The following is an 11,374-nucleotide window of genomic DNA, read 5'->3' as shown; positions in this document are numbered from 1 at the left end:
ATCCCTCCCCATCCCTCCCCATCCCCCCCATCCCCCCCCCGCTCCTCTGCTCCCCCGCTCCCCCGCTCCCCCGCCCCCCCGCTCCCCCGCCCCCCCGCTCCCCTAACCCCCACAAGCCGAACAGCTATCTGTCAAAGTAAACTTAAACTCGCATTTTATGTTAAATTTTGGTCAAGAATAATCGTGATTGTACTGGACTTAGACAGATTTTATAAGGCGTGTAACCCTAGCAAAACTCTAGTCATGGGGAATCCAGGGGATCGCCAATATTACATTGATTTTGCTTCAGTACGGGGTGGAAAGATTATCGAATCCTTGCAGCGAACCATTACCCGGATCTCCCCTAATGAGCCTACTTGCCAGCTCTTTACGGGCCACATAGGCTGTGGTAAATCTACTGAATTGTTTCGGCTCAAAACTGAGTTAGAGCAAGAAGACTTTTATGTTGTTTACTTCGAGTCTTCTCAAGATTTGGATATGGGAGATGTAGACATCAGCGATATTTTACTAAGTATTGCTCGCCAAGTAAGTGAAAGTTTAGAATCTGCTGGTATTAAACTCAGGCATGGATATTTTCAAAATCTGTTTACAGAAGTTGCTGAGTTCTTACAAACTCCCATAGAACTTTCAGCCGAGGCTGAGTTATCTGTTGGTATTGCCAAAATTACTGCTAAAACTAAAGATTCTCCCAAACTCCGCTCTCAGTTACGGCAATACTTAGAACCACGAACTAATAGCATTTTGCAAGCTATTAATGAAGAACTTCTCGAACGCGCCACAAAGGAACTTAAGTATAAAGGACACAAAGGGCTGGTAGTTATTATTGACAATCTCGATCGCTTAGATGCTACATTGAAAGCTTCGGGAAGAACGCAGCCAGAATATCTATTTGTAGATCGCGGCGAACAGTTGAGAAAGTTAAATTGCCATGTAGTTTATACCATTCCTCTAACATTGATTTTCTCCAATGACTTCGGCAGACTCGCGAATCGATTTGGAGTTAAACCTAAAGTATTGCCAATGGTACCAGTGCAAGCTCGTTCGGGTAAGGACTATGAAGAGGGGATGGCCTTATTGCGGCAGCTAGTGCTAGCAAGAGCTTTTCCTACTATAGATCCTAGCGATCGTACTGCTTTAATACCTCATGTTTTTGACAATCCCCAAACATTAGATCGACTCTGCCGAGTCAGTGGCGGTCATGTTCGCAATTTATTGGTATTGTTGTATAGTTGTTTGCAACAAGAAGACCCTCCTTTTTCGCGAGAATGTTTGGAAAATGTTATTCAAGAATACCGCGATGATTTGCTTGCTGCCATCACTGAACAAGAATGGGAATTGCTCTTTCAAGTGGTGCAAAGACAAAATGTTACAGGGGAGGAAGAATGCCAAACTTTACTCCGAAGTATGTTTGTATTTGAATATCGCGATCGTGAGGGACGCTGGTTTGGAATCAATCCAGCACTAGCAGAGACTAAGAAATATAAAGCTTGGCAGCAATGTCTTGAAGTTGTAGGTTAAACTTGAGATCGATCGCAGCAAGGTGTTGTTAAGTAGCTCCACCTAATTAAAAGTGAAATATGGAGGACTAAGCTGACTTTATAAATCTTCTTTCTGCTTTCTTAAATAACTAAATACTTATGGTCTCTTCATTGTAATTAGGCAATTTAATGCCTAAACGTTTTAATTCCGAGTGGCAATTTCGTAACTTAACTTTTTTTTACGCTTTTTCAGAGTTAATTATGATTTAAACTGCTACTTGGTATTGTATCTTGCTTCTAACTCCCTTCAGAGGATTGATGCGCTGTGCAAATTCCCTTAGCGCTGTAGTTAGTAAGATATACTCAAACTAAAGTACCTATTCCTTTAGGAATATTTTTGGGGTGGATTGTGTTTGTCTGAACTAAATAGATTTTTTGTAAACATACTTTTAGCTGAAAATGCTGAGGCTGCCAATAGGCCTAATGTGTTGTACTTCAGCAGTTACGCTAAAAATTTCAAGATGTAGAGTAACTTTGCAAAAAGTCGAATTTCAGTTGGAATCACAGTACAATTTCAAAATAAGGTAGAAAGTATGACCGATCTGATGAAGCTAGAGGAAACTTCTAGCTATAACGAGCGATCGCTAAAGACTCTGGTACGCTCCATTACCATGTCTCAAGGGCAATTTTCTCTAATTTTAGTGCGCTGCAATTACGAGCAATTGCGGTTGGCAATGGTGCAACGACTCCGGGAAATGTCGCCCATTCAAATACAAGATATAGTCCTAGCTACATCCGTCAAAACACTCTATACTACGCTGTTAGTAAAGACTCGCTCTTTGGTGTCAATGGGTGGTGTTTCGGAGTCTGCTTTGATGGTATTTGGTCTAGAAAGTGTGGTTGCGATCGATGACTTACTAACATCTACTAACCAAGTGCGGGACGAGTTTCGCAAAAATTTCGCCTTCCCCTTAGTGCTGTGGGTGACGGACGATATTGCGGCGAAAATGATTCGATTGGCTCCCGATTTCAAAAGTTGGGCTGCTGCTACAATTAAATTTGAAATGGCTACCAGCGAGTTGATGGATTTTTTAAGGCAACAAGCTGATGCTATTTTTACTGTTGGGAAACTCAATGCAAAATCGGAAAATGCGATCTCTGAACCCAAGGGAGAATTCCCAGAAACAAAGTTAAATTTGTCTCAAACGAGTGAAGTTAAACTGCAAAATTCAGGATCTAACCTGTGGGTAAAGGATTCTACGCCCATTTTCTCCTCTAATTCTAACCCAGTTAATACTCTCGATTTGACAATTGGTTCCAGGCGGCGACAAGAACTAGAATTAGCATTAAAAGATGTAGAAAGTCGCGGACAAGAGTTAGAACCTGCTCTCGAAGCCAGCTTACAATTTGTTATTGGTCGCGATTACTACATCAGCGATCGAACAGAAATTGCTTTGATTCATTATCAGCAAAGCTTAGCATTTTGGCAACAGAAAACTAAGGAGAGGATACTAGAACTCAAAGATGAGGGAGAGAAGTCAAAACCACGTTGGCCTAGTCTGCAAGAAGTTTTGCGAGATGGGAAGTATGGCAATAGAAGAAACAATCTAAAGCAAACTGAAGTTATTTCTTCTCCATCTCCAATCTCAGACGATCAATTTTTAGAACGGCAAGGGATAGTGTTGTTTCACATTGCCTTATGCCAACGCCTCCAAGCTGCCAGAAATCCTGTAGCCAACCGCTTGCACTTGCAAGAAGCAAGGATTAGTTTAGAAGAATCTAGAAATGCGTTTGAAGCAGCAAACCGTCTCGACTTAGTGGCGGCGGTGACGACTCATTTGGGAGAGGTATTGCAAAGGCTGGAAGCTTGGGGAGAGTTGCAAACTCTCGCGGAAAGTTCTTTACAATTGCATTTTATCTACGGTACTCCCAGCCAACTTGCTCAAGATTACGGCTTTCTGGCTGAGGTTGCCCTACAAGAGTTTAGATGGCATCATGCGCGACAGTTAGCGGAACTGGCTTTAGCTATTTTGGATCAAGCACCCAATGGAGGAGATGGGGGAGATAGGAAAGGAGAAGGGGGAATTTCTGATTTTTTTAACTCAAAACTCAATACTCAAAATCGGGTTGGCGAAGCCTACCCGCAGGGTTTAGCCTGGCGAGGAACAAAGCAATCTTTTAAAACTCAAAACTCTCTATCCTCTCCCGTCTCTTGTCCCCTGTCGGATAAGAGTTTATATCTATTATTGCTAGCCCAAAGCGTGCGGGAACTGGGACAGTGGGAGGCGGCGGTAAATTATTTGGAGTTGGCCATTGGGCAAACTGAGGCGAAATACGATCCGCGACTTTACATTGATATTTTAGCGGATCTGCGATCGCTCTACTTCGAGCGGGGCGAATATCTCAAGGCCTTCCGCACTAAGAAAACCAAGCGTTCGATTGAGTATCAGTACGGTTTCAGAGCTTTTATTGGCGCGGGTCAATTGCAACCCCATCGCCAAGCGATTAACCCTTCGATGCCTTGTGTGGAAAATGAAGTTGCGATCGCCCAAGAAATGACTGCTTCCTGTCGCCAACAAGATATTAACCGCTTACTGGAAAGAATCGGCAGAGACGACCATAAATTAACTATAATTCATGGGCCAAGCGGTGTAGGAAAAAGTTCTCTTGTTAAAGCTGGATTGGTGCCAGCTTTGAAAAATATTAGCTTTGGTGCGCGGGATACATTGCCTATTGTTGTGCAAGTTTATACTGATTGGGTGATGGAGTTGGAGAAGTGTTTGACTAGAGGGCTTGAGAATAGAGTAGCAGCAGAGCAGAGGCGATTAAGTGCGAAAAAAGTGCCAGAAGTTTCTGGAAATTGCCCAGCAAAAATAGGAGTTAACAGTCTAGAACCTCAAGGTTTAATTGAGGATACTGTATTATTTATTATCGAGCAGTTACGGCAAAATGCAGAAAATAATCTGCTGACTGTACTCATTTTCGATCAGTTTGAAGAGTTTTTCTTTGTTTGCACTTCGGGGACACAAAGACAGTTTTTTTATGAGTTTTTTCGGAAGTGTTTAAATCTACCTTTTGTTAAGGTAATTCTTTCTTTACGCGAAGACTATTTGCATTACTTACTGGAGTGCGATCGCGTCCCCAATCTGGATGCAATTAACAATAACATTTTAGACAAGCAGATTCGCTATCAATTAAGAAATTTTTCAATCCGAGATACCCACAGCGTGATCGAACATTTAACTGAACGGGCCGAATTTTACTTAGAGCCGGCATTGATTGATGCTTTTGTTTTAGATTTAGCTGATGAACTAGAAGAAGTACGTCCAATTGAGTTGCAAGTGGTGGGAGCACAACTCCAAGAAGAGAGAATTACAACTCTAAAAGAATATCAGCAACTAGGAGTTCAACCCAAGGCGGAATTAGTTAAGCGTTCCCTCGATCGAGTGATCTCAGATTGCGGCTTAGAAAATGAAGATGCTACCTGGAAAATTTTGTTTTCGTTAACAGATGAAAGAGGAGTTAGACTGATTAAAACTAAGCAAGAATTGTCATTAGCTATCGATAAAAATTCATTGGCTATCAATATCAGACTATCTGCTAAAAATAGATCGGAAAACAATAGTAATCTTGACTTAATATTAGAAATATTAGTCGGTCATGGTTTGCTATTTATGCTGCGGGAATCGCCAGAAGACCGCTATCAATTAGTTCATGATTATCTCGTCAGACCTATCCGCCAAAGATTCGGTATAGAAGCAAGGCTGCACCGTGCTGAAGCTGATAAACAAATGAGTCAAGTGCAACTTTACCATACTAACCGCCGCCTTAAACAACTATTAGCTTTAGCTGCGATCGGCGTAGTGCTATTATCCAGTTCTACCGTTGCGGCTTTAAATTTTTGGCATCGAGCTGTCGCTCAAAAACAGGTAGCTATGGCTCAAAGACAACGGGCAGATATTAATACTTTGACAGCAGCTTCGGAAGCCCTATTTTTATCAAATAATAAGTTTGATGCTCTGATGGAAAGTTTGAGGGCGGGTAAACAGTGGAGACAAATAGAAAACACTCAAGAAACTCAAACTCTTAAAGATACTGAAATTTTAATTGCGGCTGCACTTCAACAGGCAGTTTACGGAGTTAAAGAACGCAATCGTTTTGAGGGACACGGGGATGTAATTTGGGGTTTAAGTTTCAGTTCTGATGGTAAAATAATTGCTTCTGGCAGCGTGGATAAAACTGTCAAACTTTGGCGAAGTGATGGAAGTTTACAAGCAACATTGAAAGGTCATACCGATAATATAACTTATGTAGCATTTAGCCCTAATAGTCAAATCTTGGCTTCTGGAAGTCTTGATAAAACTGTGAAAATTTGGCGGACTAATGGTAGCCTAGTTAAAACTTTGAGCGGTCATACTCATAATATTACGGGTATCAGTTTTAGCCCTGATGGTAAAATGTTGGCTTCTGCCTCTGGAGACAAAACAGTTAAAATTTGGAGGATAAATGGTAGTCTCTTCAAAACTTTACAGCATGACTCTCCGGTAAATGCGGTTAGCTTTAGCCGCGATGGTAAAATAATTGCCTCAGCTAGCGATAATGGGACTGTGAAAATTTGGCGGAATGATGGTAAGTTGTTGGCAAATTTGCGGCATCGGGAAGGTGTTGGTTTATCTAAAGTCTATAGTATTAGTTTGTCTCCTAATGGTGAAATTCTTGCATCGGCTGGAGAGGACAAAACTGTGAAACTTTGGAATCTCACAAAGATTTTACAGGTTAAAGAGAAGAAAGAAGCAACGGCGTTAAAAACTAAGGATTTTTTACTCGCAACTTTGACGAATCATTCTAGCTTCGTTTTTAGCGTTAGTTTTTCCCCAGATGGCAAAACTTTGGCTTCAGGGAGTGCAGATAAAACTGTGAAAATTTGGAGTTTAAAAAAGGTTGTCGATCCCCTTGCTAATCAAGCAAACAAACCCCTACCCAACCCGGCAATTAGTAAGGGGAAAATGCGCGATAGTGTGGGTAGATTGTTGTACTCAAATGATGTCAAACGGAAAGGAAATCCCAACTCTGAAAATGTAAAAATTGAGATTAGTTTAATTAGAAGTTTAGCTGGACATGGGGATAAAGTTACTCAGGTGAGTTGGAGTCCCGATAGCAATATGCTGGCTTCGTCAAGTTTTGATAAAACGGTGAGGCTATGGCGGCTTGATGATATACCCCTCAAAACTTTGGATGGTCATCAAAATCGGGTTCAAAGTGTAAGTTTTAGCCCTGACGGTCAAATTGTGGCTTCGGCTTCTGTCGATAAGACAATTAAACTTTGGAGTCGCAGCGGTATTTTGCTACAAACTTTGCAGGGACATAGTAATCGAGTCTCGAGCCTGAGTTTTAGTCCTGATGGCAAGTTACTTGTTTCTGGTAGCTATGACAAATCTGTAAAATTGTGGCGTGTAAAGTCTCAAGGTAAAATCCAGAATATTGTTTCTTCTTCCCTTCTTTCTACTCTCTCTCCCTCTCCTGTGTTCTCGCTTTTTCTTACTCTCAATGGCCATAAAGATAGCGTGATGAGCGTAAGTTTTAGCCCCGATGGTCAGCTCATTGCTTCTACCAGTAAGGATAAGACTGTTAAACTTTGGAGTCGCGATGGAAAGTTAATTAAAACTTTAACGGGACATACTGGATGGGTTAGTAGTGTTAGTTTTAGTCCTGATGGAAAAATGTTGGCTTCTGCGAGTGACGACGGTACTGTGAAACTTTGGAGTCGGGAGGGACGTATTCTTAGAAGCTTTTACGCTCACAATAATTTTGTGATGGGGGTGAGTTTTAGTCCTGATGGAAAAATGTTGGCAACTGCTGGTTATGACAATACGGTAAAACTTTGGAATCTTGACGGTACAATGGTTGCGACTTTGTTAAAGGGTTCGAGCGATAGCGTGACGAGTGTGAGTTTTAGCCCTGATGGTTTGCTGGTTGCGTCTGGAAGTTATGACAATAAGGTGAAAATTTGGAGCCGCAATGGTACTTTGCTAAAAACTTTGACGGGACACCGCAATAGTGTGATGAGTGTGAGTTTTAGCCCGGATGGGAAGATTCTTGCTTCTGGTAGTAAGGATAATACGGTGATTTTGTGGAATTTGGATCTGGATGATTTGTTGGTGCGTGGCTGCGACTGGGTGGGTGATTATCTCAAAACTAATCCGAATGTGAGCGATCGCGATCGGCATCTGTGCGATGGAGTGAAAGTTGAGAATTGAAAATTGAATCTAGGGTGGGGGATGCCTTTAGCCGCCGTAGCGATCGCCCCAAAAAGCCGTTTCTCATATCGCGACTGGGAAACATAGCCCCCTCTGACTGCTACACCAACCACCAATGGGATCGGATTACCCAGGTTTGCTATCATTGTCGCTCCCCTGGATGCTCACGATCGAGAGTCAGAGGCAATCTTTGTTTCCAGTTGCGATCGCCTGCGTCAAACTCACGTTAAATTAAGCCAATGCGATCGCAAATTACAGCCGCTACTGCTGCAAACGCTGTAATTCCCAGAGCTACGAGCGGGTGTTGACCTTGACTTACTGCAAATGACGTGACAACGCCAGCTCCTAAAGCAGCGGTGACAGCAGCTTTGACCAAATCTTCATCGGAACGCTTGCCGTACATAATTTTTAATCCTGGCTAGTTTTTTATCGGGTGATTTACTGCGATCAAACCTATCACCCCCATCGCGACTGCGGTTAAAATTAACAAGATATTGCAATTAAGCTTTAGATTTAGCTAAGTTTCTTAACAGTATTAAGTTTTGAGTCAGGAGTAAGGCTCTTAAGCGGGCGAAACAGATGGGCGCGATCGCCTGGTAGTTGTCGAGCAAGGAATTAAAAATTTAAAGATTATAATAGAATAACAAAATTAAACCAAATTTTTAGTAGTGGTTAAAGCCGCTTATTATAGAAGAAATCGGCTTTAGCCACTACTACGAAGTTGAACATTTATTTATGTTCGCCATTGAGTTAACAGTTCTTACCAATTATTACCAAATTTATGCTACCTCAACCCGAAAAAAACTGGACTCCTCAACACTGGGCAAGCTGGAAACCCTTTGGACTTGGCGAACAATACCCGAATAATTATTGGGAAGTTTTTCGAGCCGCCTGGATGAGCCGCGATAATTTACCCTATGCTTGGGAAGTTTTAAACAAAGGTGTTTGTGACGGCTGTGCTCTGGGAACTACGGGCATGAAAGACTGGACTTTAGACGGACTTCACGTTTGCAATGTCCGCTTACGATTGCTGCGGATGAATACAATGCCAGCCTTCGATTATCGCTTATTAGAAGATATCTCGCAACTGCAAAGTAAGAAAAGTTCGGAATTGCGAGATCTGGGTCGTTTGCCTTATCCAATGATTCGTAAAAAAGGAGATAAAGGTTTTACAAAAATTACCTGGAATGAGGCATTAGATACAATCGCTGAGCGAATTAAAGCGACAACACCTGACCGCCTAAGTTTTTATATTACCAGTCGCGGCACAGTTAATGAAACTTACTATGCCGCTCAAAAAGCAGTGCGGGCAATGGGAACAAATAACATCGATAACGCCGCCAGAATTTGCCATTCTCCGAGTACAGCCGCCCTCAAATCTAGCATCGGTGCGGCAGCTACCACTTGCTCCTATAAAGACTGGATTGGCACAGATTTATTAGTCTTCATTGGTTCTAATGTAGCCAACAATCAACCAGTAACAGTTAAATATCTTCACTGGGCAAAGAAAGCCGGAACTCGCATTGTTGTCATTAACACTTACCGAGAGCCGGGAATGGAGCGCTACTGGGTTCCTTCTATTATTGAAAGTGCAATTTTTGGCACTAAATTTGCTGAGGATTTCTTCCTGGTAAATATGGGAGGAGATATCGCATTTTTGAATGGAACTATTAAGCATATCATCGCAAATGGTTGGCAAGACAATTCATTTGTAGAACGTTATACTACCAACTTTAAAGAATTACAAGCTTCTGTGGAAAGCCAATCCTGGGAAGAATTAGAGCAGATTTCTGGCGCTGCTCGCGATGAAATGTATGCCTTCGCTAAAATGGTAGGAGAAGCAAAAAAAGCTGTATTTGTCTGGAGTATGGGTATTACTCAGCATGAGTGCGGCGAAGATAACGTCCGTTCGATTATTAATGTAGCATTAACTAAGGGATTTGTCGGTCGGGAAGGCTGCGGTTTGATGCCAATTCGAGGACATTCTGGCGTACAAGGTGGCGCTGAAATGGGATGCTATGCGACGGTATTTCCGGGTGGGAAACCGATTAATCCTGAGAATGCTGCTCAACTTAGTAAACTTTGGGGTTTTGAAGTTCCTACGACTAAGGGATTAATCGCTTCTGATATGATTAATGCTGCTGCTGAAGGGCAATTAGATGTGCTGTTTTCTGTAGGCGGAAATTTCTTAGAAGTGTTACCAGAACCCGATTATGTAGAAGCAGCGTTGAAGCGCGTACCCCTGCGGGTTCATTTTGATATTATCTGTTCGAGTCAGATGTTAGTTGAACCTGCTGATACAGTGGTATTACTACCTGCAACTACTCGCTATGAAGTACCGGGAGGAGTGACAGAAACTAGCACAGAAAGAAGAGTAATTTTTAGTCCCGAAATTCCCGGATCGAGAATTGGCGAAGCGCATCCCGAATGGGAAGTATTTATGGAATTGGCGAGGCGTGTACGTCCAGATTTAGCGGATAAAATTGGTTTTGTCGATCCGGCAGAAATGCGCCAGGAAATTGCTTTAGTTAATCCGCAGTATGCGGGAATTCAACATTTGAAGGAAGCGGGAGATCAATTTCAATATGGCGGTTCCCATTTGTGCTTTGGCTGGAATTTTCCAACAGCAGATGGTAAGGCTCATTTTTCGCCTTTGTCGCTGACTCAAAAGGTATTGCCAGAGGGTTATTTTCTGCTAGCAACTCGCCGGGGAAAACAGTTTAATAGCATGGTTCAAGAAAAGAAAGATGCTATTACTGGTGCATTAAGGTCAGCAGTTTATATCAGTAAAGATGATGCGGAAAAATTAGGTTTGAAAGAGGGTGAAGCGGTGATTTTGAAGAATGAGTTAGGGGAATTGAAGGGTATAGTTTATTTGGCAAATATTAAGCCAGGGAATTTGCAGGTGCATTGGCCGGAAGGGAATGTGTTATTAGATAAAAGTAAGCGATCGCGCGAAGGTGTACCCGATTATAATGCTATAGTCCGCTTAGAAAAGCTTTAATTGCGATCGCGACTCCGGCTCATAAACCCGTTTCTAGCCTCTGCGTGCGTAAATCTTACAATGCAAAGCTTCTATCGGCTTTGAGATTTTTGAGCGATCGCTCTTGACAGCTATGTATTATCAATGTAGTATTAAAGTGACTGGATAGAGCGGATCTCAATTCCTACCGCGAAAACAAAGCACAATTTAGAGAAAAACCTATGCAACCCATTCGACAAGGCGACGTAATTTTAACGCCAGTACAGGAAACTGAGGGGCAAAAAAAACCTCACCTCACACTCGCTGAAGGCGAAGTAACGGGACATTCTCACCGCATTATTAACGGCAAGGCTGAGCTTTATGAAAAAGATGGAACTCTCTATTTGCGAGTGCTTTCGCCGACAGCTTTGTTGAGTCACGAAGAACACAATCCTATTTCAATTCCTAAAGGTAATTGGATGGTAAGAATTCAGCGGGAATATGAGCCGCAAGGTTGGAGGTATGTGGCGGATTAAAGCTAAAAAATTGATGCCTGAGTAAGAAGCTTTAATTGCAATTAGTCTGGAAAAGTGGAGTGCGATCGCACTTTTTAGATTTTATTGCGATCGCTATCAAACTGGAGCAACAATCAAAAATTATTAATTGCTAAGGTTGAG

At 42.2% G+C, this 11,374-nt stretch carries 5 protein-coding genes; 4 read left to right on the top strand and 1 reads right to left on the bottom strand.

The window, feature by feature from the left end; all coding sequences use genetic code 11:
• Window positions 1–243: 243 nt before the first annotated feature.
• Window positions 244–1,518 carry a P-loop NTPase fold protein gene (locus OSCI_RS18575; protein WP_007356628.1) on the top strand — a complete coding sequence of 425 codons (1,275 nt, stop codon included), beginning with the start codon at window positions 244–246 and terminating at the stop codon, window positions 1,516–1,518.
• A 553-nt stretch (window positions 1,519–2,071) separates the two neighbouring features.
• Window positions 2,072–7,735 (top strand): eIF2A-related protein, encoded by a 5,664-nt coding sequence (locus OSCI_RS18570; RefSeq protein ID WP_007356627.1) that lies wholly within the window; start codon window positions 2,072–2,074, stop codon window positions 7,733–7,735.
• A gap of 226 nt (window positions 7,736–7,961) precedes the next feature.
• On the opposite strand, the gene OSCI_RS30830 is transcribed toward OSCI_RS18570, so the two are convergent.
• On the bottom strand, window positions 7,962–8,138 hold the full coding sequence (locus OSCI_RS30830) for a hypothetical protein (protein ID WP_007356626.1): 177 nt from the start codon (window positions 8,136–8,138) through the stop codon (window positions 7,962–7,964).
• Window positions 8,139–8,516: 378 nt separating this feature from the next.
• Between OSCI_RS30830 and OSCI_RS18565 the strand changes: the two genes are divergently transcribed.
• Window positions 8,517–10,739 carry an FdhF/YdeP family oxidoreductase gene (locus OSCI_RS18565; RefSeq protein WP_007356624.1) on the top strand — a complete coding sequence of 741 codons (2,223 nt, stop codon included), beginning with the start codon at window positions 8,517–8,519 and terminating at the stop codon, window positions 10,737–10,739.
• 200 nt (window positions 10,740–10,939) lie between these two features.
• A complete protein-coding gene (locus OSCI_RS18560; protein ID WP_007356623.1) occupies window positions 10,940–11,233 on the top strand; it encodes a hypothetical protein in 294 nt (97 codons plus the stop codon).
• Window positions 11,234–11,374: the final 141 nt, after the last annotated feature.

Origin of the sequence: Kamptonema sp. PCC 6506, from assembly GCF_000180455.1 — a bacterium.
In the GTDB taxonomy this organism is placed as follows: domain Bacteria; phylum Cyanobacteriota; class Cyanobacteriia; order Cyanobacteriales; family Microcoleaceae; genus Kamptonema; species Kamptonema formosum.
Note: the sequence above shows the minus strand (reverse complement) of the source record. Positions and strands in the feature narration are given on the sequence as shown.

What these genes read in the sequence shown, in the direction of transcription:
- OSCI_RS18570 (WP_007356627.1), top strand. Translation starts at nt 2,072, where the DNA reads ATGACCGATCTGATGAAGCTAGAGGAAACTTCTAGCTATAACGAGCGA.
- OSCI_RS18560 (WP_007356623.1), top strand. Translation starts at nt 10,940, where the DNA reads ATGCAACCCATTCGACAAGGCGACGTAATTTTAACGCCAGTACAGGAA.
- OSCI_RS18565 (WP_007356624.1), top strand. Translation starts at nt 8,517, where the DNA reads ATGCTACCTCAACCCGAAAAAAACTGGACTCCTCAACACTGGGCAAGC.
- OSCI_RS18575 (WP_007356628.1), top strand. Translation starts at nt 244, where the DNA reads ATGGGGAATCCAGGGGATCGCCAATATTACATTGATTTTGCTTCAGTA.
- OSCI_RS30830 (WP_007356626.1), bottom strand. Translation starts at nt 8,138, where the DNA reads ATGTACGGCAAGCGTTCCGATGAAGATTTGGTCAAAGCTGCTGTCACC.